The organism is Burkholderia pseudomultivorans (genome assembly GCF_001718415.1).
Taxonomy (GTDB): domain Bacteria; phylum Pseudomonadota; class Gammaproteobacteria; order Burkholderiales; family Burkholderiaceae; genus Burkholderia; species Burkholderia pseudomultivorans_A.
This window is the reverse complement of sequence record NZ_CP013378.1, coordinates 1600470-1625292: the sequence shown is the minus strand read 5'-3', so window position 1 is coordinate 1625292 and position 24823 is coordinate 1600470. Positions and strand designations below refer to the sequence as shown.

Here is a 24823-nt window from a genome sequence, read left to right as displayed (position 1 = left end):
CATGCACCAGATGACTCACGCCCGGTGCACGCTGGGCGCCGCCCTCCTCGCTGCCGGGCTCGTCGCGAGCGGCGCGAGCTTCGCGCAGAACACGGGCGCGACCGTGACGCCGGTCGGCAACGGCACGGTCGCGACGGCCGCGCTGCCCGCCAACGCGAATCCCGGCGCGGTGCAGCCGGCCGCCGGCTCGGTCGTGCACGGCACGGCCGGCACCGCGGGCACGATCACGCCGCCGCCGGCGAACGCGACGCCCGGCCAGGTGGTCGTCGGCGGCAAGGTGCCCGACGAGGCGACCAAGGCCGCCGTGCTGCAGAAGCTGCGCGACACCTACGGCGCGGCGAACGTGGTCGACCAGATCGAGGTCGGCGACGTCGCGACGCCGCCGAACTGGAGCGCTAACGTGCAGAAGCTGCTCGGGCCGCAGCTCAAGCAGATCAGCAAGGGACAGCTGAAGATCAACGGCACGCAGATCGAGATGAAGGGCGAGGTGCACAACGAGGCGCAGCGCCAGCAGCTCGCGAGCGACATGGCGAACACGCTGAACCCGACCTACACGATCCGCAACGGGCTGCGCGTGTCGGCGTCCGAGCAGGGCCTGCTCGACCAGACGCTCGCGAACCGGACGATCGAATTCGAGACCGGCAGCGCGACGCTGACGCCACAGGGCAAGCAGATTCTCGACCAGATGGCGGCCGCGCTCGCGAAGATGCCGAACCGCACGGTCGACATCATCGGACACACCGACAACTCGGGGAACCGCACGTCGAACATCGCGCTGAGCCAGGCGCGCGCGGATGCGGTGAAGGGTTATCTGATCACGAAGAGCATCGCGCCGCAGCAGATGACGACGACGGGCGTCGGGCCGGATCAGCCGATCGCACCGAACGATACGGCCGAAGGGCGCGCGCGGAACCGGCGGATCGAGTTCCGGGTGGGGCAGTAGCGCAAGCCGGCCGCGCCCGCTGCGGGGGCGGCCCGGCCGACAGCGGGCGGCGCCGGAAAGGGCGTCGCCCGTTTTGCGTTTACGACTGCTCGTCCGGCCTCACGCCCAGCAGCTCGCGAATATGCGACAGCGAACCGTCGTCCTTCACGACGCTCTCGAGCCACTTGTGCAGCGGCATGTCGGCCCACTCGGCGGCCTTGTCGGCCAGATACGCGACCGGGCTGTGCGGCTCGGTCTGGCGGAAATAGCGCGCCACCGCACGCAGCTGGTCGACCGCCTGCGCGCGGTTCTGGATGCCGGCGATCATCTGCGTCACCGGCGCGCGTGGAACGGGCTGCGGCTGCACGTGCGTGTCCTCCGTCTGGATCGGGTTACCGAAACTCGGCTCGATGCGCTCGGGCTGCGGCGCCGCCTGCGTATGCGGCGCGCTGCCCGTATAGCCCTGCTCGCGCGCAAAGCGCTCCGCGAGCCGGTATACGGTCTCGAACGCATCGCGCGCCTGCCGGAAGCTCGGCGCGGACTCGCCCGCGCGACCAACCAGCGTTTCCTCGAACGCGTCGAGCGCAAACTCGAACGCCTTCAGGTTCGCGAGCAGCGTCGTGTAGAACGCGATCGGCGTCACGCGCCGCGACGCGTCGATCTGGTCGACCGACGGCTTGCCGCGCGCGATGTCGTCCGCGTGCTCGGGATCGCGCTTGATCGCCTGCGCGACGTGCTGCGCGACTTCCCAGTCGAGCGTGGTGAACGCGTTCGACGCGCCGTCCGTCATCGGAATCCCGCGCAGCAGCTCGGCCGTGCGGCCGGACAGCCATGCGACGTTGCCGAGCCGGTATTCGATGTCGTCGCCTTCCGGCAGCGGGTGCACGGTGTCCCAGTACTCGCGGCACAGCCCTTCGAGCAGCGCATAGCCGTCGGTGAGGCCCGTGATGCCGTCCTCGAGCGCGAGCGCCTCGGTCAGCCACACCGCGAGCCGCAGGTCCTTGGTGCGCGTGCGCAGCAGTTCGCTCGCGCGATCGACGACGAAGCCCCAGTCGGCTTCCTTGATCTCGGTCACCCATTCGCCCTGGTCGAGCGTCGGGTCGTCGTAGCGCCGCGCTTCCTGGATCGCGTCGAATTCGTTCGAGAACAGCAGGTCGTCGCCGGTGGGCGACGCGTCGCTGACCGGCGTCAGCAGCTCGGGAAGATTGATCGGCATGGTTCAGTGAATCCGTTGAGGCATGAGGTTGCGCGGGCCGCGCTCATTCGACGGTATACGCGAATTCGCCGGCCTCGTCCGCGCGCACCGCGATGCGCGCGATGGCCGCGCCGTCGGCGATCCGGCCCAGCACATGGCCCGCGATCTCCGGCAGCAGCGTGCCGTTCAGGATGTGGTCGACGTTGCGGGCGCCCGAATCGACCTCGGTGCAGCGCGCGAGCACCGCATCGACGAGCGACTCGTCCCACTCGAACATGGCCTTGTGGTTCGCTTCGATGCGGCGGCGGATCCGCTCGAGCTTCAGCTCGATGATCTCGGCCAGCACGTCGTCGGAGATCGGGTAGTACGGCACCACCTTCATCCGGCCGAGGAACGCGGGCTTGAAGGTCTTGTACAGCTGCGGGCGCAGCGCGTCGGCGAGCGCGTCCGGATCGGGCAGTTCCTCCGCCGGCTTGTTCAGGCACGCCTGCATCACCGCGGCCGAGCCGACGTTCGACGTCAGGATGATCAGCGTGTTGCGGAAGTCGATCTCGCGCCCTTCGGCGTCGTCCATCATGCCCTTGTCGAACACCTGGAAGAACATCTCGAGCACGTCCGGGTGCGCCTTCTCGACCTCGTCGAGCAGCACGACCGAATACGGATTGCGGCGCACGGCCTCGGTCAGCACGCCGCCCTCGCCGTATCCGACGTAGCCCGGCGGCGAACCCTTCAGGCCCGACACGCTGTGCGCTTCCTGGTACTCGCTCATGTTGATCGTGACCATCTTGCGCTCGCCGCCGTACAGGATGTCGGCCAGCGCAAGCGCCGTCTCGGTCTTGCCGACGCCCGACGGCCCGACGAACATGAACACGCCGCGCGGCTTGTTCGGATCCTCGAGGCTCGCGGACGCCGTACGCACGCGCTGGGCGATCGCCTCGAGCGCATGGTCCTGGCCGATCACGCGCGCGGCGAGCAGCGGCTGCAGGTTCAGCACGGTGTCGATCTCGTCCTTCACCATCCGGCCGAGCGGAATGCCCGTCCACGCGGCGACGATCTCGGCGACGACATGGCCGTCGACCTGCAGCGGCACCATCGGCTCGCCGCCCTGCAACGCATGCAGCGCCGCGACGCGCTCGGCGAGCTTGTCGCGCGTGGCCTGCACGTCGACCGGCTGGCCGTCGTCGGACGGGCCGCGTGCATGGTCGAGCGCTTCGCGCAGTTCGGTGATCTCGGCGACGATCGCGCGCTCCGCTTCGTAGCGCGCTTCGTCCTTCGCCAGCTGTTCGAGCGCCGCGTCGCGCTCGGTGCGCAGCTCGCCGAGCCGCTCGTCGTGCGCCGCGCCGCCGGCCGCCTCGCGTTCGAGCGAGGCGATTTCCGCATCGATCCGCTCGATGCGCTTCTTCGTATCGTCGATCGCGGCCGGCGTCGCGCTGTGCGCGAGCGCGACCTTCGCGCACGCGGTGTCGAGCACGCTGATCGCCTTGTCCGGCAGCTGGCGGCCGCTGATGTAGCGGTGCGACAGGCGCACGGCTTCGGTGATCGCATCGTCGAGGATGCGCACGTTGAAGTGCTTCTCCATCAGCCCGGCCATCCCGCGCAACATGGCGGCCGCAAGCGGCTCGCTCGGCTCCTCGACCTTCACGACCTGGAAGCGCCGCGCGAGCGCCGCATCCTTCTCGAAGTACTTCTTGTATTCGCTCCACGTCGTCGCGGCGATCGTGCGCAGCTCGCCGCGCGCGAGCGCCGGCTTCAGCAGGTTCGCCGCATCGTTCTGGCCGGCCTGGCCGCCCGCGCCGATGATCGTGTGCGCCTCGTCGATGAACAGGATGATCGGGTGCGCGCTCTTCTTGACCTCGTCGATCACGCTCTTCAGCCGGTTCTCGAACTCGCCCTTCACGCTCGCGCCGGCCTGCAGCAGTCCCATGTCGAGCACGTGCAGCGCGACGCCGCGCAACGGCGGCGGCACGTCGTCGGCCGCGATCCGCAGCGCGAGGCCCTCGACGACGGCGGTCTTGCCGACGCCGGCCTCGCCGGTCATGATCGGGTTGTTCTGGCGGCGCCGCATCAGGATGTCGATCGCCTGGCGAATCTCCGCCTCGCGGCCGATCACCGGATCGATCTTGCCGTCGCGCGCGCGCTGCGTGAGGTTGGTCGTGTACGTGTCGAGCGCGGGCGTCTTCGACGGTCCGGCCGCGGGTGCGGCGCCGTCGGCCGCGGGCGCGGCGTCGCCGTCGCCCGCATCGGCCTGGCGCGGTTCCGCTTCGCTGGAGCCGGCAACGATCTCGTCGAACTTGTGCTTCAGGTCCGTCACGTTGACGTCCGCGAACTGCGCGGACATCCGCTGCGCGAACTGCGCGAGATCGGGCGCCGTCAGCAGCGCCAGCAGCAGATGCCCGGAACGGATGCGGCCGAGCTGCGAATCGAGCGACGCGATCAGCCACGCCTGCTCGAACAGCGCGATCAGGTGCACCGAGAACACCGGCGTGCGCGTGTTGCCGGTCTTCAGGCGCGTCAGCTCGCGTTCCAGGTCGGCGCGCAGCGCGTGCGGATCGATGCGGCTCGCACGCAGCGCGAGCGGCAGGTCGCCCGCCGGCTCCTCGAGCAGCGCGAGGAACAGGTGCTCCAGATCGACCTCGTAATGGCCGCGCGCCAGGCATGCGCTCGCCGCGCGCTCGGTCGCATGCCGGCACAGCGGATTCAGTTTCGTGATCAGGGTCTTCAGGGGCGTGCTCATGGCGTCGATCTCAGGTTCGATTGCGTACTTGTTGTCGGGGTCCGCCTGCCGATGGCGCGCGCATGCGCTGCATCGGCAGGCGGACCCGCGGAATCAGTGAATCACGTGCAGCTCGTAGCGTGCATCCGCGCGATCCTCGGCGGCGTCGCGCGTGCACAGGAACGCGTCCCAGCCGAGCCGCGAACCGGCGCCGAGCACGCTCGCGCCGACCTCGGTGCGCTTGAGCACGAGCTTGACCTCGTATTCGAGCGTGACGCCGGCCAGCAGCGTCAGCATCCGTTCGAGCGCGACGGCCTGCGCGCCGCCGGGCAGGAACGCCTCGTAGTCGCGCTTGGACAGCGGCCCGACGACGATCCGCGCGCGCATGTCGCGCTGCCACACGCGCTCGCCGACGAGCGCCGTCGCGCCGAGCACCGCATTGACCTCGCCGAGCACGCTCAGCTGGTCGGGCGGCACGTCGTACCACTTGCCGACGAACTGGTCGATCTTCACCGGCACGCGGAAGTAGTCAGACAGCGTGCGCTGCAGGTACGCGGCCGACATCGGCCGGTGCCGCGCGGCCAGCGCGTAGCCCGCGACGGCCTCGTCGAGCACGCCGCCGACCCCGGCCGCGAGACTGTCGCGCACCTCGTCGTTCGGCACGCCGGCGATCGCGAGCAGCAGCGGCAGATAGCGCTCGTCGCGGTCGAGCTCGTAGTGGAACGGCAGCCGGTACTTCTTCCACGCGGCATAGAACAGCGCGGTCGCGCGGTTCGAGAACACGTCGAAGAACGCGCGCGCCGCATGATCGCGCTTCAGGTGCTCGCGCGCGACGATCTGCTCGGTGTAGTGCAGCGGCAGCGCGCCCTGCCCGCCGAGCAGCCCGAAGAACGCGGGCGTCAGCTCGACGTGGCCGAGCTCGCCGGCCGCGAGCGCGGCTTCGCGCTGCTCGCCCGAGTCGAGCGGCGTGCCGTCGTCGCCATACGAGCGTGCGCCTTCGATTTCGCTCGGCGGAAAGCCGAGCGACAGCGTGTTGCGGAATTCGATGCGCTGCGCGACGACGTCGCCCTGCCGCCACGCGCCGGGCGCATCCGACGCCTGCCGCGCGAACAGCCCTTCGAGCACGCGCACGGCCTGGAAGAACTCGAAGCGGTGCGGCTCGTCGAGCAGCGCGTCGACTACGCCAGGATCGATTCGCCGGTGCGGGGCTTGCATCGGATGATCTCCTCGCCGGTGCGCTTCGACACGACGACTAGTTGAACGAAACTGTTGAGGTGGACGTACAGCCCGAAGAAGCTGTCGAGCACGCGTACGAACGAGGCGAGACTCGCGCCGACGAAGTGTTCCTCGTCGATCGTCAGCCGCACCTCGATGCCGCGCACGAAGGTCGCGAACGGCTTGCCGGGCAGCCATTGCACCGCGCCGCGCTGCTCGACGCTGACCAGCCCGTCGATCTGGCGCGTCGACACGGCGGTGCGCCGCAGGTCGTACAGCGTCAGCATTTCCTTCAGCGGCGCGAGCCCGTGCGCGACCAGCGACACGTGATTCAGCGCGAGGTGCGACACGAGCCGCCAGTGCGCGGCGCGGCCGCGCTCGAAGCGCACGCTCTGCGTCGGGCGGCGCAGCAGTGCGATGCCGCTCGTCTGCGCGCCGCCTTCCTGGAACAGGTCGCCGCCTTCGAGGCCGAAGGCGAGCATCGCCGGCAGGTCGCGGTTCGTGCAGGTGAGATCGAGGCTCAGCGTGTCGGTCTGCGGCGACGTCGGCTCGAAGTCGATGTCGACGATCGAGATCTCGGTTTCATAGCCGGGGCTCTTCTGCGCGACCCAGTCGTTGCGGCGCGCGAACCAGTAATGACCGATCCGCGCCGCCTCGCCGTGATGCAGCGAGTAGAACGGCCGGAACTCGATCACCGATTCCTCGTGCGCCTGCTGCCGGACCAGCTTCACCGAGTCGATCGAATACACCTCGTATGCGAACGCGCGCCTCGCCTCGGCGATCACCGGATACGACACCGCGCGATGCGTGATGCGGATCGGCTCGCCGTGCTGGCGGAACAGGTTCACGATCGGCGTGCAGAACAGCCGGAAGTGGCTCGCGCTCAGCAGTTCGAGCAGCCGCGCGACATGCGAGTCGCTGCGCACGTCCTGCAGCACGAGATGCAGCGTCGCGCGCTGGCAGCGGCCCGCCGCGCGCGCGATCGCCGCGAGATCGAAGTCGACGAAGTCGAACTTGTCGGGAAACGCGAAGTATTCGGTGAGCAGGCGATATGCGGGGTGCGACTTCGCCGGATAGTCGATCAGCGCGTCGTCCTCGTCGAAGCCGGCCTGCGCGATCGGCAGCTTGCGCAGCGCGGTCCAGCGGCCGTTGCGCTCGGGCTCGACATACGCGCCGAGCACGTTGACGAACAGGCAGTCGGTCAGCTCGGCGACGAACGACTGCTCGCCGTGCAGGTGCGCGCGCAGCGTCGGCAGCTTCAGCGCGCCGAGATCGAGCTGCGCGGCGAGCGATTCGAACGTGATCGAGATCACGCCGGTCGCGTTGGACGGCAGCACCGTCGCGCTCGGCGCGAGTGCGACCGGCGTGTAGCGCGCTTCCGAGATGCGGACGGGCGCGAGCGTCACGTCGTACGCGGTGCGGAACCGGCACTGCACGCCGCGGATCGGGCGGCTCTTGAGCTCGGTGCCGCGCCGGATCACGACCGGCTCGGTCTGCTGGCCCGGCGCCGCCGGTGCGAACTGCGCGATCGAGCAGGACGGAAACGGTCGCAGGTAGTGCGGATACAGCACCTCCAGCAGCGCTTCGGTGAATTCGGGGTAGTCGTCGTCGAGCTTCTTGTTGATGCGCGCGCCGAGCAGCGCGAACGACTCGATCATCCGCTCGACGTGCGGATCCTCGCAGTGCTCGCCGGACAGCGCGAGGCGCGCCGCGATCTTCGGATAACGTTCGGCGAAATCCCGCGAATAGCGCCGCAAAAACGATAATTCGCGCTCGTAGTACGGCAGCAATTCTTCCATCGACGACCCCGAAGCTCTTCCATTCCTTGCCGGACCCTGATCCGCCACCGGGCGGTCCGGCCCGCTCGGCGGCTTGAATTACGGCATTCGCGCCGCGCGCGCGCGCGTCACCGAATACTGCAGTGTCGACGGTTGCAGCATCGCGTCGAAGCTGACCGGCTCCTCTGCCGGGTGCACGACGAGCAGCGCCTGGATCGCGAAATAGAGCGCGTTGGTCGACTGCTCGTTCAGCTCGAACGTCACCTGCACCTGCTGCAGCCGCGGCTCATGGCGCGCGATGGCCTGCTGGATCGACTTGCAGATGAACGCGCGATCGTAGTGGCTCGCGAGGCTCAGCCCGGCGAAATCGTTCAGCCCGTAGGTCAGCACCGACTTCTGGCACTCCGGCAGCGCGGCCAGTTCGGACTCGGTGTGCGCGATACGGGTATTGAGGATCGCCTCGACGTCGCGGGCGACCGTGTTCTTCAGCTCGTCCAGCGACAATTGCCGCATCGCCGCCGAGGCCGGCAGGTGCGGTTCGTCGTCGAACAGCTTGTCGAGAAAACTGGGCTCGAAGCGTTTCATCGGCCGGCATCTGCTGCGAAAAACGGCAACGGAGCGCCGCGCGCCCCGTTGCCGCAACCGACCTTAGACCGCGTAGGTCTTGTCGTTCTTGGTCAGGCTCCAGGCGCCCTGCGTGTTGCCGCCCTGGTTGCCGCCGATCTTCTGCTGGGTCTGCTTCCACTGCACGGCTGCATACTTCAGCGAGAACGTCTCGATCGGCAGGCCTTCCTCGCGGACGCTCGGCGCGATGCTCGAGATGATCACGTACTTCAGCTTGACTTCCAGGTACTGCACGCGCTTGCCTTCACCGTCCGCGCGCGAGAAATGGACCGTCACTTCGTCGAACGTGGTGCCGCCCGACGCGTGCTGATACAGCAGCGGGCTCGACGAATCGATTTCCTTCGTGAAGATCATGTCGCCGTGCTCGCAACGCGTCATCGTGTGACCGCCTGCGGTCGATGCGGTTGCCGAACGCGGCTGCAGGATCGAGTGATCCCACGATTTCAGTTCGATCCAGCCCTGATGGTCCTTGTCCGCGGATTCGCCCTTCACCGCCGGACTACCAAACTGCAAGTGCATATGTAACATGGCCCTTCGACTCCCCAAAGAGGTGGTTTTAACGTCCTACCCAGGCGGCCCGCCCAGGCGATTTGCTCGCTTATGAATTTGCCGGTTTGGGCAGATCAGCGACAAGCCGCAGAGAAATCGAGAGTTCGTCGAGCTGGAAGTGCGGGCGCAGGAACGCGACCGAACGATACGAGCCCGGCTTGCCCGGAATCTCCGCTACTTGTATGGATGCCTCGCGCAGCGGGAATTGCGCCTTCTGTTCCTGCGACGCGTTGTCATCGAGCAGGACGTACTGCGAAATCCACCGGTTGAGGAAAGTCTCCACGTTCTGCGCCGATGCGAAGCTGCCGATCTTGTCGCGCATCATCGCCTTCAGGTAGTGCGCGACGCGCGATACCGAGAAGATGTACTGAAGCTGGGCGGACAGGACGGCGTTCGCGTTCGCGCTGTCGGTGCTGTATTTCTTCGGTTTCTGCACCGATTGCGCGGCGAAGAACGCGGCGTAATCAGAATTCTTGCAATGGACGAGCGGGATGAAGCCGAGGTCGCTCAGCTCCTTCTCGCGGCGATCGGTGATCGCGATCTCGGTCGGGCACTTCAGCGCGACTTCGCCGTCGTCGGTCTTGAACGTGTGGGTCGGCAGGTCCTCGACGAGGCCGCCGCCTTCGACGCCGCGGATCGCCGCGCACCAGCCGAAGTCGTCGAATGCGGCCGTGAGGCGGGCGGCAAATGCCCACGCGGCGTTGCACCACAGATACTTGTCGTGGTCGGTGCCGTCGACGTCCTCGACGAAGTTGAAGTTCTCGGCGGTCTGGCCGTCCTTCGGATTGAACGGCAGGCGGCCGAGGAAGCGCGGCAGCGTGAGGCCGACGTAGCGCGAATCCTCGGAATCGCGGAACGACTTCCACTTCGCGTATTCGACCGTGTCGAACACCTTGCCGAGATCGCGCGGCTTGCCGAGATCGGCGAACGACTCGAGGCCGAGCAGCTCGGGCGACGCCGACGCGATGAACGGCGCGTGCGCGGCCGCCGCGACGTGCGACATCTGCTCGATGAAGTACATGTCTTCCGGCTGGCGCGAGATCTCGTAGTCGCCGATCAGCGCGCCGAACGGCGAGCCGCCGAACGTGCCGAACTCTTCTTCGTAGACCTTCTTGAACAGCGCGCTCTGGTCGAACTCGCTCGCGCCCTTGAAGTCGCGCACGAGGTCGCGCTTCGGCGCATGCAGCGCCTTGATCTTGATCGTCTGGCCGGTGTTGCTCTCCTTGACCAGGTAATCCAGTCCGCGCCACGTGCTTTCGAGGCGCTGGAATTCCGGCGCATGCATCACCGCGGACAGCTGCGTCGAGATCAGGCGGTCGAGCTCCGCGACGCGGGCGTCAATCGTCGCCGACAGGTTGTCCGACACGATCACCGTGCCGTCGAGCACCTGATGCACGAGTTCGCCGATCAGGTCCTTCGCGCGCGCGTGCTCGGAATCGGATTTCGCGACCTTGCTCTTCTCGACGATATCGTCGAGCAGCGAAGTCCCGGCGGCGTATTCCGCGCCGCTTGCTTGGGCCGGAGCCGTTTGCTGGTTCATCTCAACACTCCGTCGTCATTCGCCGTCTTTGTCGCCGCCCGTGCCCTTCGCGAGCTCCTGCAGCTGCTGCGTGTTCTTCAGCACCTCGGACAGCAGATCCTCGAGCTTGTCGTTGCCGGCCAGCTTGTTGCGCAGGTCGGCGAGCTTCGAGCGCGCCTCGAGCAGGCGGCGCAGCGGCTCGACCTGTTCGACGACTTCGTCCGGGCTGAAGTCCGACAGCGAACGGAACTTCAGGTCGACCGCGAACTTGCCGCCTTCCGGGCTCAGGCGGTTTTCCACCTGGAACGCGGCGCGCGGCTCGATCGCCTTCATCACGTCGTCGAAGTTGTCGCGGTCGATATTGACGAACTTGCGGTCGCGCAGCTTCGGCTGCTCGATCTCGGACTGGCCCGCCAGATCGCCGACGACCCCGACGACGAACGGCAATTCCTTCACCTCGATCGCGTCGCCCTTCTCGACCTCGTAGGTCAGCTGGACGCGCGGCGGCCGTATTTTTTGCAAGCTTTTCTGAATGCTCTCTTTCTTGGCCATCTCGACGGCTCCCAGGTTGGTTGTGGTTTGGTCGATCCGCTCAGCGCAGCGCGCTGAACGGATCGCCGCCCTTCTGCGGCGTGCCGGAGCTCACCGGCGGGGGCGGGGGCGGCGTGGTTGCCGCGCCGCTGTCGGCGGCCTCTGTACGGGCCGTTACTTTCGGACGATGCAGCTTGGTGCGCGTCCATTTCTTCGGCTGAGTCTTCTGCTCCGGCGGGAACAGCGCGTTCTCGCCCAGCGTTTCGCGCAGCTGCTTCGCCAGCGCCTGCGCGTCCGACTTCGCATCGCCCGCGAGCGAGGCGTCCTGACGCAGCTCGCCGAGCGACTGCGTCGCGATGCGCAGGCCCGCGACGGCCAGCACGCTCTTCGCCTGACGGTCGGTCGCATCGCGCTGCAGCGCTTCCTGGGCGGCGACGATCGCCTGGCCGTAGTGGTTCTGGGCGAACTGGATCTGCGCGATGCGCGACCACGGTTCCTCGCGCGTCGGATCCGACTTCGCGAGCTGCTGGTAAAGGCCGAGCGCCTTGTCCTGATCACCCGATTTCGCAACCGCGTCCGCATCGGCCAGCGACTTGTTGAATACATCGGCGGTCGGCGGCGTCGGCTGGGTCGCACAGCCGGCGATCACGCCGCAGGCCAGCACTACCCCGGACAATTTTGCGAAGAGACGGTCTTTCATCGTTATATCCACCGGCGCGTGAGTTTTAAAATCGTTGAGAATCTGGTTCTTTTGCTTTGCAAGAAGCGCGCGGGTATAGTACCGATCAATTTTTCATAATTCAATCGTCGCGTGCAGAGTAATTCCTTTTAAAACCGGGCGCTACCCCCTCGAAAAGCCTGTCGCAGCACGTGCGCGACGATTTTCCTGGCGGCCGGAACGCGCAAGTTTTACTGGTTCCCGGGCGGGCCGCCCGGACGGCGGAAAAAATTTCCGAATGCCTGTCGCGACGCGCGCTGCTTAATAGTTGATCGGTAGGACGACCGGCATTCGCGTCGACGCTGAAATGCCCGGTAGATTTGACAGGGAGCAAAAGGCGACACGCCGGAAACACGATGAGACCGACCATGATTCGCTACGCGCTGACGCTGGCCGCCTGCGCGCTACTGGCCGGCTGCGCGGCCGCCCCGCTGCTCGGCTCCGCCGCGAGCGCCGTCATGTCGGCCGCCGGCATCGGCAAGCCCGAAGTGCCCGACGCGCAGAAGCCGCCGCGCAACATCGGCATCACGCTCGCCGCGGCGCCGAACCTGAACGCCGCGACCGACAACAAGCCGCTCGCGCTCGTCGTGCGACTCTATGCGCTGAAGGACCCGACCTCATTCCAGCAGGCGCCGTTCGACGCATTTACCGATCCGACCAAGGAAAAGGCCGCATTGGGCGCCGACCTGCTGAACGTGCGCGAAATCACGCTGATTCCGGGCCAGCGCTATACGGCGACCGAAAAGGTTTCGCGCGAAGCGCAGGCGTTCGGCATTGTCGCGCTGTTCCGCGATCCCGCAATCCAGCGATGGAAACTGACGTTCGATCCGGCAAAGTCGGAGAAATCCGGCATAATCATCGGCCTGCATAACTGCGCGATGACGGTCACCGACGGCACGGTCATCGCACCGCAACAGGGTGCGCCGTCACAGCCGCTCAATTTGCTTTCGTCGGTGAGCTGCGGTTAAACATGACGCACGAATGTCAATTAACAAGAGTTAACACTTGGCGATTTAATTCGGGCACGAACAAATCGATTACATCGCAACGCCACATTAACCGGATTTGACATGAGTTATTCGGCCAAGGTGCTGTGGGGGGAAGGGCTGTTCCTCCGGCCTCAACATTTTCAGCGGCAGGATGCGTACCACGAAGCGCGCCTGTTCGAGTCCATCCAGGCGATCCAGCCGTACAACTGGGGCGTGCGCTCGGTGCGCATCGACCGCGATGCGCTCGGCAGCAACGTGCTGCGCGTCGCCGAGCTGGCGCTCGTGTTTCCGGACGGCGCGCTCTATGCGGCGCCGCAGGCGGACGACCTGCCGCCGCCGATCGCACTGGACACGCTGCCCGACGGCATCAACGAATTCGTGTTCTATCTCGCGCTGCATCCGCTGCGCGAGAACGGCACCAACTACAGCGACGATCCGGCTGCCGGCTTCACGACGCGCTTCGTCAGCGAGCAGACCAGCGTCGCCGACAACTTCACCGATGCGGCCGAGGCCGACATCACGTTCCTGAAGACGCAGGTGAAGCTGATCGCGCACAGCGAGCCGCGCGACCAGCTGCTGTCGGTGCCGCTCGTGCGCGTGCGCCGCACCGCGACGTCCGGCTTCGAGATCGACGACAGCTTCGTGCCGCCGTGCCTCGCGATCGACGCATCGCCGATCCTGCACCAGCGGCTGCGCCAGCTGATCGACGCGCTGCAGGCGAAGGTGAACGCGCTGTACGGCTTTCACCGCGAGCCGTCGAAGAACATCATCGAATTCCGCTCCGGCGACATCGCGTCGTTCTGGCTGCTGCACACCGCAAACGCCGCGTTCGCGACGCTGGCGCACCTGCACCAGCACGCGGCGCTGCACCCCGAACGGCTGTTCCAGGAACTGCTGCGCCTCGCGGGCCAGCTGATGACGTTCTCGAAAGGCTATTCGCTGGCCGATCTGCCCGTGTACCGCCACGACGATCCGGGGCCGAGCTTCGCGCGCCTCGACCTGATGCTGCGCGAGCTGCTCGACACCGTGATCTCGACGCGCTACTTCGCGATCACGCTCGACGAAGTGCGTCCGTCGTTCCATCTCGGCCGGCTCGACTCCGGCAAGATCGACGAGAAGACCGCGTTCTACCTCGCGGTGTCCGCGGACCTGCCGAGCGTCGAGCTCGTCGAGGCCGTGCCGGCCCGCTTCAAGGTCGGCGCACCCGACGACGTCGACAAGCTCGTGCTGTCGGCGATGCCCGGCGTGCGGCTCGCGTATACGCCGCAGGTGCCGCCCGCGATTCCGGTGCGCCCCGGCGCATGCTACTTCGCGCTCGATTCGCGCGGCGCGCTGTACGAGCGCATGCTGCAGGCCCAGTCCGCGATGATCTACGCGCCGACTGGCATCAATGACCTGAAATTCGAACTGATCGCGGTCACATCATGAGCTACGCGCCTTCCCTGTTCGGCGACAACGCGCCGGCCCCCATGCATACCCCGGCGTCGACGGACGCCGCGTTCCAGGCCCGCTCGCTGCTCGACCTGCTGTACGACGGTTTCTTCATGCTGTTCCTGCTCAAGAACGGCCGCGAGCCGGACAGCGCGAGCGAATTCAGCACGCGCATCCAGGAATTCCTGTCCGATTTCGAGCGCGGCGCGAAGAAGCTGAACATCGCTGCCGAGGACGTATACAGCGCGAAGTTCGCGTACTGCGCGGCCGTCGACGAGATGGTGCTGTCGTCGCAGTTCAAGATCCGCCCGGATTGGGAGCGCCGGCCGCTGCAGCTCGTGCTGTTCGGCGAGCAGCTCGCGGGCGAGAAGTTCTTCACGTATCTCGAGGATTGCCGCGCGCAGGGCGCGGCGCGGCTGCAGTCGCTCGAGGTGTTCCACATGTGCCTGCTGCTCGGTTTCCAGGGGAAGTATCTGCTGGAAGGGCCGGAGAAGCTGGCCTACCTGACCGCACGGCTCGGCGACGAAATCGCGCACATGAAGGGCAAGCGCGCGCCGTTCGCGCCGCACTGGCCGCTGCCGGACCAGATCGCGCATCGGCTCAAGCGCGAAGTGCCGGTGTGGGCGATCGGCGCTGTGTTCGCGCTCGTCGCGCTGCTCGGGTATCTCGGGCTCAATACCTATCTGAAGGACAAGACGCTGCAGGCGCTCGCCCCTTATTCGCAGGTGATCAAGGTCGGGCCGGAGTCGGCCAATTTGACGATTTCGTTGCCGTAAGCGGCGGCGCGTACGTCATATGAAGGTGAAAGGACCGCTGCAGTTCACGAGCGGTCCTTTCTTCATGGTGAAGTGGAGGTCGATCGTTGCCGCGCGCGGTGGTGCGCGATTCGCGTGTCGTCAGAACAGGATGAACGCGTCGTTCTCGACGTAGAAGGAAAATGCGTCGAGCAACTGCGCGATGCTCGGCTCGTCGATCTGGTCGTGCGCATTGATCACGATGTCCTCGATCGTCGCGCTGTCCAGCGTGATCTGCCAGCCCCGCTGCCGGGCGACGGCCGGGACCGCGTCGTCGTCCGCATCGGGGTGGTCCTCGGAGAATGCGCCTTCGGTGTCGAGCGTCCACGGCATCGGCGGCAGGTACAGCCATCCGGAAAAATCGCCCGGACGTTCGAGAATGTGCTTCAGCGACACTTCGGTCGCGGGGGTGGTCGACATGGTATTGCGGTGGTAACGGGTGAAATGCGTCGAGACGGCCGCGCAATCGCAACCGGCGATCGCTGGCACGCGCCGCCTGCGGCGCGGAGGGCGCATGGTCGACGAGCCGTGATTATGCCAATTCCGCGTGCAGGCAGTTGTCTTCCGGTCCTCGGGCCTCGATCAGACCGGCCGACCGAAATACACGACCTCGAACGCATCGCCCCACCCAGCGAACTCATCGGGCAGCACGGCCAGCCAGTCGTCGCGCCCGGCAATCCGCGCATCCGACGCGAACAAGACCGTGTCGCACCGCGCGGCGCGATGAACGGTCAGCACGACAAGGCGACCGCCCTTCCCTGAAAACGCCGCGCGCCGGCATACTCCGGGATCCTCGACGTCGTCGAAGAACGCGACGCCCGACGCAGCGAGATCCGCTTCGCGGCAACACAGGTATCCCCAATCCGCGATCCGGACCGGATGCGCACGGCGCGCGGCCTCCAGCGACGCGAAATGACTCGTCATGCCGCCGCCCGTTGCGTTTCCGGCCGCCCGACGGCGCGGCGGCCCCCCTCGCTGCAATACGACTTCATCGCTTCCCTCCGCCTGCGTTGCCGCGTGTTGCACCGCCACGGCAAAACCGCAAAGGTACGCCACGTCGCCGCGCGATGTCCATCCGGCACGGACTTCCGCGGCCGCCCTCACGCGCCTGTCACTCGATGAAACCGTTTGCAATCCGTGTCAATTCCGCTTCCAGCGCGGCCCGGTTGCGAGTAGCGTCTATGTGCCCGTACTCCGGCCCCGCCGGATCCGCTCGAGATCCGGCGCTCACTACACGACATCGAAACCTGGAGATCTGCAATGAAACGTTCGAAGTTCCTGCTGTCGGGCCTGCTGCTCGCGTCGGCCCTCGGCTTCACGGCCGTCGCCGCCCACGCGGAAGACCTGCTCGACTCCGTGAAGAAGGCCGGCGTGCTGCGCGTCGGTCTCGAAGGCACGTATCCGCCGTTCAACTCGCGCGGCACGTCGGGGCAGCTCGAGGGCTTCGACGTCGACGTCGCCAACGCGGTCGCCGGCAAGCTCGGCGTGAAGACGCAGTTCGTGCCGACCGAATGGAGCGGCATCATCGCCGGCCTGCAGGCCGGCAAGTTCGACGTGATCGTCAACCAGGTCACGATCACGCCGCAGCGCAAGGAAGCGCTCGACTTCAGCCAGCCCTACACGTATTCGGCCGCGCAGCTGATCCAGCGCAAGGACGATACGCGCGACTTCAAGTCGCTCGAAGACTTCAAGGGCAAGAAGCTCGGCGTGACGCTCGGCACCAACTATGACCAGATGGCGCGCGCCGTGCCGGGCATCGAGGTGCAGACCTATCCGGGCGCGCCGGAGAAGCTGCGCGATCTCGCCGCCGGCCGGATCGAGGCGACGCTCGACGACCGCCTGATGCTGCCGTACATGATCAAGACCTCGAACCTTCCGCTGCGCCCCGGCGCCGTGCTGAACGGCGGCAAGCAGGAAATGGCGATCCCGTTCCGCAAGGGCAATCCGAAGTTCGAGAAGGCGATCAACGACGCGCTGACTTCGCTGCGCAACGACGGCACGCTGAAGAAGATCTCGATGCACTGGTTCGGCAGCGACGTAACGGTACCGGTCGCGCAGTAATCGCGCTGCACTTCGACGCGTCGCGTCCTTCGCTTGCGCAAAGGGCGTGACGCCCGTCGCTAAACGTCGTGCGGTTCCGGACGGCGTGCGCCTTTCCGGTCAGGCCGCCTCGTCGAACCGCGCGAGCAGCATCTGGCCGGTCGGCGTCAGCGCAGGACGCGCGGCCACCGCGTTCGTGCGGCTCTGCGTGTCGTCGACCAGCTGCTTCTCGACGAGCACCGCGAATGCCGGATTCGACGGATCGACGCTGTCCGGCGCACGCGCGACGCGGAGCAGCATCGAGAATTCATGCGGACTCAACATGGACTTTGTCTCCTGATCGCTCGATCCGAGGCGATCAGCGTCGCGCTCGTTCGGCGAATGTCATTGCGCACACCCGACGGGCATGAAACGTCGCGGGCTGCCCGCGACGCAGGCACGGCGTCGCAGGCGCGCGGCACCGCCCCGAACCGGGGCGATCGCATACCCGCGCGGCGCGCAACGGGCGTGCCGCCGCGACGGGAAGTGCAACGTTAGGGGCGCTTCGTGACGTAGCCGTGACAGCAAAACGGGGGCGCAACGACATCGCGCGCATCGTGCGCGAACGGCCGTGCGACGTCGGCGTGCGCATTGCGCAGCAGCCGACAATCAACCGATATCGGCCGCGCCTCCCGCCGCTTGCGCGGCCACTCCACGCCGTTCCCGTCCGGCCGCCGGCAACACGCGCGCCGGCCGCTTCGCGAACCAGCGGAATATCAGGATCGGCAGCACGATCGGCAGGAAGTTGCGCCCGCTGAACAGGTTCGGCGTGCGCATGACCTCCATCAGCGACACATAGAGGACGGCGTGCGCGCAGCACCAGAACCCGTTGCCGCTGCGCCATCCCGCGTAGCTGCGGCCGAGCGCCCAGCCCAGCACGACCGCATCGAGCAGCCCGAACCAGCCCCATTCGTAGAAGTGGACGAAGATGCCCGACGGGTTGTTGAATTCCGGATCGGCATAGCTGTTCAGGAACACGGTGATGCTGTCGGTCGAGTCGAGCCACGGCTGGAATATCGCGCCAATCACCGGAAAGCGCACCAGCCAGTCGAACGTGAACATCGGATGACCGCTCCCCCAGCCGAGCACGCTCACGATCCCCGCGCCGTTGTTCAGCGCCGTCGAGTAGTACAGGCCGAGCCGCTCGAGCGCGAAATCGAACACGTTGTCGTAGATGTTGACGTAATAGGCTTCCCACGAGCGGTTGTACTCGTTGGCGATGAACAGCGCGAACAGCAGCGGAATAGCCGCGTACGGCCCGAATCTCAGCACCGCGGAATATCGGCCGCCGAGCCGGAACCGCACGACCATCAGCGCGAACGGCAGCATCATCTCGATCAGCGCCAGCCGCTCGGCGAAGATGAAGCTGCGCAGCAGTGTCAGCACGCCGAGCACGACCATGTACACCTTGTAGCGGTTCAGGCCCTTCACCGGCGTGCGGAACACGTAGAAATAGAGCGCGACGAACGGCGCCGTTGCCTGCGTGAACGAACTCAGGCCGGCGATCCGCCCGACCTGCTCGAGCATGACGTAGGTGGTCGCGTCGCCGTGCAGGAACGCGAGCAGCAATGCCGGGTGCGTGATGATGCCGCTCATCATCACGAGATAGCCGAACAGCGCGAGCGCGAACAGGAAATCGAGCACGCGCGGCGGCAGCTCGATCGGCGCCGCCGCCGGCCCCGGCCGCGACTCCGCCTCGGTCGTCGCGAACCATGCCGTCGCCATCACGACCAGCAGGAACAACGCACCGGCGAACGCGTAATAGCCGTCGAAATAGAGCCGTGCAATCGATTTCTGGTCGCCCAGCAGGCTGAGCGACAGCAATCCGTACAACGGCAGGATGAAGATCAGCACGAGGCGTGCGGGATCCTCCCACCAGTAGCCCGCATAGCCGCCCGCCGCGCGTCGCGCGCGCAAGGTCCCGCGCACCGCCGTCCCGGCCTGTCGCAGTCGGGTGCGCGCACCCGCCGCCGCTCGTTCGTTCATGATGTCCGTTCCGTCGCTTGCCGCGCACGGCCCGCGCGCGTGCCGCGGAGCCGGCCCGCACGGCCGCCCGTGCGCCGATACCGGATTGAACACCGCACCGTGTCGCGCGTCTGTGAGCGAGCGCACCGAACGGCAATCTTCATACGCTGGCGGGACCGCACCCCGAAAAACGGGCCCGTGAATTCCCGTGCGCCGCGCAACGAATCGCCGAACGGTTGGCTCGCGAACAAAGCCGCCACGCACGCGCCGTATCATGGCCGCCATAGACGTGACTGCATTCGGCGTCGCCGGGCGAAACCGGCAACGGCGGTGCCGGTCATGAATCGAGGCAGCCCGGTCCGCGTCGACCGGCCGCGCACCCGCCCGACGCCGGCAATCGTCGTCGGGCGAGACTTCACGGCGCCGATCGAGCGAATGTCAAACCTCAAGAAGAATTTCCTGCTGCTGCTGACGCTGCAGATCTCGATGTATGCCGCGCCATTGCTGATCGCGCCGCTGCTCACGCGCGCGCTCGGGCCGGCAGGCTACGGTCAGCTCGCATTCTCGCTCGCGGTCATCGCGTACTTCTTCAACTGCACGAGCTACAGCTTCGACCTGACCGCCACGCCGCGCATCGCGCATGCACGCGACGATCGCGCCGAGCGGTCGCGCATCTTCTGGGCCACGCTGTTCGCGCAGATCGGCATCGCCGCCGTCAGCTTCGTCGTGCTGGTCGTACTGACCTTCGTGGTCGGACGCTTCGCCGAGAATCGCGCGCTGCTGTTGATCGGCTTCGGAATGGTCGTGGGCGCGGCGTTCACGCCGGGCTGGTATTTCCAGGGCGTGGAGAAGCTGCGCGCACTCGCCCTGATCCTGACTTGCGGCCGCGTGCTGACCATTCCGGCAATGTTCCTGTTCGTGCACGGTCCCGCCGATCTCGATACCGCGATGCTCATCAACGCCGCCGTGCCGCTCGGATCGTCGATCGCGCTCGCCGTCTACCTGCGTGTCAATCGCGAAATCGAGTTCGTTCGCGTGCGTATCGCCGACATCGCCGAATCGCTGCGGGGCGGCTGGCAGGTGTTTCTCGCGTCGACGTCGGTCGCGTTCTATGCGTCGACCAACACGGTGCTGCTCGGCTTCGTGTCGGGCAACGTCGCGGCAGGCTACTTCGCGGCCGGCGACAAGCTGATTCGCGCGGCGCTCAGCCTGCTCGGGCCGCTCAAGACCGCCGCCTACCCGCGCATCAACTACCTGATGCGGCACGCGCGCGACGACGCGTTCTCGCTGCTGCGCAAGCTGTTCATCGTGCAGGTCGCGATGGTGCTGTCGATTTCGCTCGTGATCTTCTTCGGCGCGCCGCTGGCCGTGCGTGTTCTGTATGGACCGTCGTACGAGCCGACCGTCAACGTGCTTCGCTGGATGGCGTTCATCCCGTTCATGGCCGGCATGACCGACCTGTTCGGCGTGCAGACGCTGCTGCCGCTCGGCATGAAGACCGCGTTCACGCGAATCCTGATGTCGTCCGGGATCCTCAACATCGTGCTGGTGCCGGTGCTGGCGAAGCACTTTGCCGAACAAGGCGCGGCCGTCGCCGTGCTGCTCGCGGAGACGGCGATCGCCGCCGCGCTCGCGACCGTCGTCTATCGCGCGCGCATTCCGCTGATCGGCAGCGCGGCCGCGCGACGCTAGCGCGCCACCCCGACCGAACGCGTCGAACCCTGCCATTCCGGGAGCCGTCCATGGCAAGCCTGACCATTGCAATCTGCAACTACAACCATGCCGCGTACCTGCGCAGCGCGATCGATTCCGCGCTCGCGCAGCAGGCGGACGGCATTCGCGTACTGGTCGTCGACGACGGTTCCACCGACGATTCGCGCGACATCATCCGCTCGTACGGCGACCGCATCTTCGCGGTCTTCCAGGAGAATCGCGGCCAGGTCGCGGCCTACAACCGCGCGCTCGAACATGTCGCCACGCCGTACGTGATCCTGCTCGACGCGGACGACCTGCTCTACGCCGACGCGGCCACGCGCGTGCTGGCCGCCTTCGCGTCAGGCGATTTCGTGAAGGTGCATTTCCGGCTCGACGTGATCACGCAGGCCGGCGCGCTCACGGGCGTCACCGTTCCGCAATCGGTAATCGACGCGGACTGCGGGCGCCTGCTGCGGGAGGGCTGGCTCTACCCGTCGCCGCCCGCCTCGGGCAACGCCTATCGGACCGATGCGCTCAAGCGCATCTTTCCGGTGCCCGTCACGGCCGACAACCTGCATGGCGCCGACTTCTACGCAATCTACGGCATAGCGCTGCTCGGCGCCGTCCATATGATCGACGCGGCGCTCGGCGGCTACCGGATCCACCATCCGTCCGGCACGCACGCAGCCGGCAACGCGGCCGACCTGGCTTTCGGCAATGCGGAAGATGCGGCCACCGGCGCATTGAAGGCCGGACGCCGCTGGACGACGCTGCGCGCGCTCGCCGGTGCACGGCTGCACGAATCGCTGCCGATCGCGCCGCTCGACTTCGCGATCGAGAAGGCGCTGTTTGCGAGCACGCTGTATCGCGCACCGCTCGCGCGGCGCTGGCACTGGTTCTGCCACGAGTCGGGACGCTACTGGCATACGGTGCTGCGCAATCCGTTCTGGCGGCCGTTCAAGAAACTGGCCGTCGCCGGGCTGTCGCTCGCATGCCTGCTGCCGTCGTCGACGCTCAGCGACCGTGCGATTCGCTATCTCGCCAACCCGTTGTCTCGCGCGCGCAAGCACGGCGACGATACGCGGCCCGCGGGCGCACAGGATCGGCAGGCGGTCTGATGAGATCCGTCGGCCGCGACGCGCCGCGGTTCGCGGCGCGCCGCAGGTTCGACTACAGCTCGTTGAAGATTTTCGTCATCGCCTCGGCGCTTTTGCTCCAGCGGTATTGCTCCGCCTGCACATATCCGCGCCGCGTCAGGTCCTCCCTGAGCGCGTCGGATCCCAGCAGGGTCCGCAACTTGTCGGCGATATCGTTCGACGAATACGGGTCGCAGTAAAGCGCCGCATCGGCGCACACTTCCGGCAACGCGGCGGCGCGCCCGACGATGGTCGGGCAACCGTAGCGCATCGCCTCGAGAGGCGGTATCCCGAAGCCTTCGTAGATCGACGGATACAGGAAGCAGGTCGCGTTCTGATACAACGCCTTCAGCTTTTCATCGCTGATGTAGCCTGCATATTTGATGTTCGGCTCGGCCGCCGACATGTCGTGCTGTTTTCCGAACACGGTCGCATTGCGCATGCCGACGATCACCAGATCGATCGACGGATCGTCGATTTTCCGGAACGCATCGATCAGGCGAGCGAAGTTCTTCGTCGGATTCATGCTGCTGACCGCGAGCACGAATCGATGCGGCGTCAACGCGAGTTCCTTCAGCACGCTCGCGTCCGGTTCGAGCGCATCGAGATGATCCGATCCCAGCGGCACGACGCCGATCCGTTCGCGTGCAACGCCGCAGTGGAGCGCGAGACGATCGCGCGAGAAGTAGGAATTGGTCAGCACGCAGACGGACGTTCTCGCGAGAATCCAGAACATGATGCGATACCACACGCGAAAGCGCCGGGAAAAGTGCGCAGGCGTGTCGAATACCGCCGCGTCGTGCATATAGACGATCTGGTTGCCGAGAAAGATCGATGCCGAATTGCTGAGGTTCACGATGCGATTGCGGCGTGCAAAGAACGGCAGCACCAGTTGTTCCCAGATCACGCCTTTGAAGAACCCGACCACGACCGTCTTCGCGCCGTTCACTGCCACGCCGGGCTGCGGCGGAACGTACACCGTCACGGGGTCGTGGGGCTGCAAGCGCACCAGCGCGGCGATCAATTCGCGCGCGACGCGTTGTACGCCGGTGGTTTTCTGGCAGGTGAACCGGCCGTTATAGACGAGTTTTTTCGTTCTGTTCAAAGTGCTCATATCGACGATCGGATATCGGAATCGGAACTAGCGCATCGCTTGATATGGAGCGGCGCGCTTGAAGCCCGGCGCGTCGGTGGCCGGTCGATCGGTGCGCAGTCCGTAAAGCGACAGCCACTGCCGGAAGATCGTGCTCATCGAGAATCGGTAACTCGCCAATTGCCGGGCTGCCGCGCCCATCTGTTCGCGAAGCTGGCGGTCGTCCCGCAGCATGGCCAGATAGGCGGCCATCTCTTCGTCGCTCGACGCGATATAGCCGGTCACGCCGTGAATGATCACGTCGCGGTTGCCGACGACGTCCGTCACCACGGCGGGAATGCCCGCAACCTGGGCCTCGATCAGCGCCACCGGCATGCCTTCCCAGCGCGACGTCTGCACGTAGATGTCCAGCCCGGACGTCAACTCCAGTGCGCGCGCGCGCGTCACCCAGCCGCTGCACACGACGGCGTGGCTCGCCCGACGATCGGGAACCTCGTCGGCGTTGCCGCCGATCCACAGGAACCTGACGTCCGGGCCGTGCAGTTCATCGGCAAGACGCACGAATGCTTCGTGGTTTTTCTGGAACGACGCCCGCCCGCTCATCCCGATCGTGATTCCTGCGTCGCCGTGCATCCGGCGTGCCGGGATTTCAACCACGTCGACGCCGTTTTCCACCAGAACCGCCGATTTCGCGCGAACCTTTTCCTTGATCTCGCCGAGTTCGCTCCGCGAGCAGGCAACCACCGTTCCACCCATGCGGGCCGCGATGCGCTCGAAACTGAGGTACGCGAACTGCTTGGCGCGCGACACATCGCGACGCAGAAACGAAAGCCCGTGGGGCGAATAGAGCACCTTCGCATTCGGCGCGGCGATCCTCGCCGCGATCCGCCCGAGCACGCCGGCCTTCGACGAATGAAGGTGAATCACCGTCGGCTTGCAGTCGCGCAGATGTCCGACCAGTGCGCGTACGCTGCTCCAGTCCTTTCTTGCATTGACCTCGCGAACCATGTCGACGTAGACGAGCTTCACGTCGGGATGAAAGAACGTGGCGAAATCGCTCGGCGTTTCCGGTCGAATCGCATGCAGCACCGTCACGTCGATGCCGGTCGCCGCGGCCTGGTTGGAAAGCGTGGCAAGCATCGAAAACACGCCTCCGCCAAACGCTTCGGCAATGTGAACGAGTCTTTCAGTGGACATCTTGGAACCTATTCATTCAACCGTGTTTTCAATCGCCCGCTTTCGGACCGGACAGCCGACTCATCACGATGTTTTCATGGCGGTTAAGATTCCTAAGTTATTTGGCGAACTGAACGGAAGCGCTGTTCAGGCGTCGTCGCGCTGTTCCGGCTGGTGCAGTGTCGGGTAGATGCTTTCCCGTGCATGACGTCGTCACCCCACGCGAAAGCGGCGCGTCGATACGTGCTTGCGCGAAGCAATGCGGCGCAACGGACGCGCTTCGGTTTCAGTGCATCGCTTCACACACCCGCGCCGAACGCGACTCAAAGTCGTGTGGCGGCAGGTTCCTGTCGAGAACGCGGGATCCCGTTTGTCTGGAGCATTGTGCGTCGGGCGCACGACGCACTGGGTGCGATGGCTTACATTAGGCGTGACGCGAGCGGGATTTCGCACGCGGGGCCCAAGTTGGTCCAGTTGGTATAAGGACGCACGGCCGACGGCGCGCTATCGCCAGGCGTGGAGTTGAATGTGCGTGTATTGGAAGGCGCGCGAAACGGAAATCAATGCAGCGCCTTCGCCGTCTCCGACAGCGCGCGCTCGACCGTGTAGTTTTGCGTCTCGGCATATTGCGCGTCGGTGACCGGCGCGAAGTAACAGGTCCATTCCGCTTTGCCGCCGGCGAACAGACGATAGGTCTTCGT

The 24823-nt window shown here is 66.2% G+C and carries 22 protein-coding genes; 7 read left to right on the top strand and 15 right to left on the bottom strand.

What is annotated here, in order from left to right; all coding sequences use genetic code 11:
* The first annotated feature begins 1 nt into the window (after position 1).
* Positions 2-943, top strand: a complete 942-nt coding sequence (locus WS57_RS19895; protein ID WP_069244749.1) for an OmpA family protein — start codon at positions 2-4, stop codon at positions 941-943.
* Positions 944-1022: 79 nt separating this feature from the next.
* Here the strand turns inward: WS57_RS19895 and tssA are convergent, their stop codons facing one another.
* The 9 genes from tssA to WS57_RS19850 form a co-directional block, all read right to left on the bottom strand.
* Positions 1023-2138, bottom strand: a complete 1116-nt coding sequence (tssA, locus tag WS57_RS19890; protein WP_069244748.1) for a type VI secretion system protein TssA — start codon at positions 2136-2138, stop codon at positions 1023-1025.
* 43 nt (positions 2139-2181) lie between these two features.
* Entirely contained in the window at positions 2182-4851 is a 2670-nt protein-coding gene (tssH, locus tag WS57_RS19885) for a type VI secretion system ATPase TssH (RefSeq protein ID WP_069244747.1), read from the bottom strand.
* 93 nt (positions 4852-4944) lie between these two features.
* Entirely contained in the window at positions 4945-6045 is a 1101-nt protein-coding gene (tssG, locus tag WS57_RS19880) for a type VI secretion system baseplate subunit TssG (protein ID WP_059482932.1), read from the bottom strand.
* Positions 6009-7844, bottom strand: coding sequence for a type VI secretion system baseplate subunit TssF (gene tssF / locus WS57_RS19875; RefSeq protein WP_009691917.1), 1836 nt, complete (start codon positions 7842-7844; stop codon positions 6009-6011). Before tssF ends, tssG begins: the two co-directional genes overlap by 37 nt.
* A 78-nt stretch (positions 7845-7922) precedes the next feature.
* Entirely contained in the window at positions 7923-8408 is a 486-nt protein-coding gene (tssE, locus tag WS57_RS19870) for a type VI secretion system baseplate subunit TssE (protein ID WP_009691916.1), read from the bottom strand.
* Positions 8409-8471: 63 nt separating this feature from the next.
* Positions 8472-8975 (bottom strand): Hcp family type VI secretion system effector, encoded by a 504-nt coding sequence (locus WS57_RS19865; protein ID WP_009691915.1) that lies wholly within the window; start codon positions 8973-8975, stop codon positions 8472-8474.
* 70 nt (positions 8976-9045) lie between these two features.
* The gene (gene tssC / locus WS57_RS19860; protein ID WP_009691914.1) at positions 9046-10536 is read right to left on the bottom strand and encodes a type VI secretion system contractile sheath large subunit; all 1491 of its coding nucleotides are present in this window, start codon (positions 10534-10536) and stop codon (positions 9046-9048) included.
* Positions 10537-10551: 15 nt separating this feature from the next.
* Positions 10552-11067, bottom strand: a complete 516-nt coding sequence (gene tssB / locus WS57_RS19855) for a type VI secretion system contractile sheath small subunit (RefSeq protein WP_006484395.1) — start codon at positions 11065-11067, stop codon at positions 10552-10554.
* 40 nt (positions 11068-11107) lie between these two features.
* On the bottom strand, positions 11108-11746 hold the full coding sequence (locus WS57_RS19850) for a tetratricopeptide repeat protein (protein WP_040126529.1): 639 nt from the start codon (positions 11744-11746) through the stop codon (positions 11108-11110).
* Positions 11747-12120: 374 nt separating this feature from the next.
* Between WS57_RS19850 and tssJ the strand changes: the two genes are divergently transcribed.
* The 3 genes from tssJ (at position 12121) to icmH (ending at position 14960) form a co-directional block, all read left to right on the top strand.
* Positions 12121-12732 carry a type VI secretion system lipoprotein TssJ gene (gene tssJ, locus WS57_RS19845; RefSeq protein WP_059482934.1) on the top strand — a complete coding sequence of 204 codons (612 nt, stop codon included), beginning with the start codon at positions 12121-12123 and terminating at the stop codon, positions 12730-12732.
* A 102-nt stretch (positions 12733-12834) separates the two neighbouring features.
* Entirely contained in the window at positions 12835-14181 is a 1347-nt protein-coding gene (gene tssK, locus WS57_RS19840) for a type VI secretion system baseplate subunit TssK (RefSeq protein ID WP_009691911.1), read from the top strand.
* The gene (gene icmH, locus WS57_RS19835) at positions 14178-14960 is read left to right on the top strand and encodes a type IVB secretion system protein IcmH/DotU (RefSeq protein ID WP_009691910.1); all 783 of its coding nucleotides are present in this window, start codon (positions 14178-14180) and stop codon (positions 14958-14960) included. Before tssK ends, icmH begins: the two co-directional genes overlap by 4 nt.
* Before the next feature lie 120 nt (positions 14961-15080).
* Here icmH and WS57_RS19830 read toward each other — a convergent pair whose 3' ends face one another.
* A complete protein-coding gene (locus WS57_RS19830) occupies positions 15081-15398 on the bottom strand; it encodes a DUF7716 domain-containing protein (protein WP_059515308.1) in 318 nt (105 codons plus the stop codon).
* Between the two features lie 162 nt (positions 15399-15560).
* Positions 15561-16034, bottom strand: coding sequence for a hypothetical protein (locus WS57_RS19825; protein WP_155741156.1), 474 nt, complete (start codon positions 16032-16034; stop codon positions 15561-15563).
* Positions 16035-16238: 204 nt separating this feature from the next.
* Here WS57_RS19825 and WS57_RS19820 point away from each other — a divergent pair, with 204 nt between their 5' ends.
* The gene (locus WS57_RS19820) at positions 16239-17039 is read left to right on the top strand and encodes a transporter substrate-binding domain-containing protein (protein WP_009691907.1); all 801 of its coding nucleotides are present in this window, start codon (positions 16239-16241) and stop codon (positions 17037-17039) included.
* A 99-nt stretch (positions 17040-17138) separates the two neighbouring features.
* On the opposite strand, the gene WS57_RS19815 is transcribed toward WS57_RS19820, so the two are convergent.
* Entirely contained in the window at positions 17139-17342 is a 204-nt protein-coding gene (locus WS57_RS19815) for a hypothetical protein (RefSeq protein WP_009691906.1), read from the bottom strand.
* A 324-nt stretch (positions 17343-17666) separates the two neighbouring features.
* On the bottom strand, positions 17667-19043 hold the full coding sequence (locus WS57_RS19810; protein ID WP_069245457.1) for an oligosaccharide repeat unit polymerase: 1377 nt from the start codon (positions 19041-19043) through the stop codon (positions 17667-17669).
* Positions 19044-19457: 414 nt separating this feature from the next.
* On the opposite strand from WS57_RS19810, the gene WS57_RS19805 reads away from it, so the two are divergent.
* Together WS57_RS19805 and WS57_RS19800 are read left to right on the top strand one after the other, a co-directional pair.
* Positions 19458-20714, top strand: a complete 1257-nt coding sequence (locus WS57_RS19805; RefSeq protein WP_059515381.1) for an oligosaccharide flippase family protein — start codon at positions 19458-19460, stop codon at positions 20712-20714.
* Between the two features lie 50 nt (positions 20715-20764).
* Positions 20765-21835 carry a glycosyltransferase family 2 protein gene (locus WS57_RS19800; protein ID WP_069244746.1) on the top strand — a complete coding sequence of 357 codons (1071 nt, stop codon included), beginning with the start codon at positions 20765-20767 and terminating at the stop codon, positions 21833-21835.
* Between the two features lie 52 nt (positions 21836-21887).
* Here the strand turns inward: WS57_RS19800 and WS57_RS19795 are convergent, their stop codons facing one another.
* Together WS57_RS19795 and WS57_RS19790 are read right to left on the bottom strand one after the other, a co-directional pair.
* Positions 21888-22967, bottom strand: coding sequence for a glycosyltransferase family 4 protein (locus tag WS57_RS19795; protein ID WP_059515316.1), 1080 nt, complete (start codon positions 22965-22967; stop codon positions 21888-21890).
* 27 nt (positions 22968-22994) lie between these two features.
* Positions 22995-24143 carry a glycosyltransferase gene (locus WS57_RS19790; RefSeq protein WP_040126523.1) on the bottom strand — a complete coding sequence of 383 codons (1149 nt, stop codon included), beginning with the start codon at positions 24141-24143 and terminating at the stop codon, positions 22995-22997.
* Between the last annotated feature and the right edge of the window lie 680 nt (positions 24144-24823).

Excerpts from the sequence above, each read along its gene's own strand:
- WS57_RS19895 (WP_069244749.1), top strand. The coding sequence starts at position 2 with ATGCACCAGATGACTCACGCCCGGTGCACGCTGGGCGCCGCCCTCCTC.
- tssA (WP_069244748.1), bottom strand. The coding sequence starts at position 2,138 with ATGCCGATCAATCTTCCCGAGCTGCTGACGCCGGTCAGCGACGCGTCG.
- tssH (WP_069244747.1), bottom strand. The coding sequence starts at position 4,851 with ATGAGCACGCCCCTGAAGACCCTGATCACGAAACTGAATCCGCTGTGC.
- tssG (WP_059482932.1), bottom strand. The coding sequence starts at position 6,045 with ATGCAAGCCCCGCACCGGCGAATCGATCCTGGCGTAGTCGACGCGCTG.
- tssF (WP_009691917.1), bottom strand. The coding sequence starts at position 7,844 with ATGGAAGAATTGCTGCCGTACTACGAGCGCGAATTATCGTTTTTGCGG.
- tssE (WP_009691916.1), bottom strand. The coding sequence starts at position 8,408 with ATGAAACGCTTCGAGCCCAGTTTTCTCGACAAGCTGTTCGACGACGAA.
- WS57_RS19865 (WP_009691915.1), bottom strand. The coding sequence starts at position 8,975 with ATGTTACATATGCACTTGCAGTTTGGTAGTCCGGCGGTGAAGGGCGAA.
- tssC (WP_009691914.1), bottom strand. The coding sequence starts at position 10,536 with ATGAACCAGCAAACGGCTCCGGCCCAAGCAAGCGGCGCGGAATACGCC.
- tssB (WP_006484395.1), bottom strand. The coding sequence starts at position 11,067 with ATGGCCAAGAAAGAGAGCATTCAGAAAAGCTTGCAAAAAATACGGCCG.
- WS57_RS19850 (WP_040126529.1), bottom strand. The coding sequence starts at position 11,746 with ATGAAAGACCGTCTCTTCGCAAAATTGTCCGGGGTAGTGCTGGCCTGC.
- tssJ (WP_059482934.1), top strand. The coding sequence starts at position 12,121 with ATGAGACCGACCATGATTCGCTACGCGCTGACGCTGGCCGCCTGCGCG.
- tssK (WP_009691911.1), top strand. The coding sequence starts at position 12,835 with ATGAGTTATTCGGCCAAGGTGCTGTGGGGGGAAGGGCTGTTCCTCCGG.
- icmH (WP_009691910.1), top strand. The coding sequence starts at position 14,178 with ATGAGCTACGCGCCTTCCCTGTTCGGCGACAACGCGCCGGCCCCCATG.
- WS57_RS19830 (WP_059515308.1), bottom strand. The coding sequence starts at position 15,398 with ATGTCGACCACCCCCGCGACCGAAGTGTCGCTGAAGCACATTCTCGAA.
- WS57_RS19820 (WP_009691907.1), top strand. The coding sequence starts at position 16,239 with ATGAAACGTTCGAAGTTCCTGCTGTCGGGCCTGCTGCTCGCGTCGGCC.
- WS57_RS19815 (WP_009691906.1), bottom strand. The coding sequence starts at position 17,342 with ATGTTGAGTCCGCATGAATTCTCGATGCTGCTCCGCGTCGCGCGTGCG.
- WS57_RS19810 (WP_069245457.1), bottom strand. The coding sequence starts at position 19,043 with ATGAACGAACGAGCGGCGGCGGGTGCGCGCACCCGACTGCGACAGGCC.
- WS57_RS19805 (WP_059515381.1), top strand. The coding sequence starts at position 19,458 with ATGTCAAACCTCAAGAAGAATTTCCTGCTGCTGCTGACGCTGCAGATC.
- WS57_RS19800 (WP_069244746.1), top strand. The coding sequence starts at position 20,765 with ATGGCAAGCCTGACCATTGCAATCTGCAACTACAACCATGCCGCGTAC.
- WS57_RS19795 (WP_059515316.1), bottom strand. The coding sequence starts at position 22,967 with ATGAGCACTTTGAACAGAACGAAAAAACTCGTCTATAACGGCCGGTTC.
- WS57_RS19790 (WP_040126523.1), bottom strand. The coding sequence starts at position 24,143 with ATGTCCACTGAAAGACTCGTTCACATTGCCGAAGCGTTTGGCGGAGGC.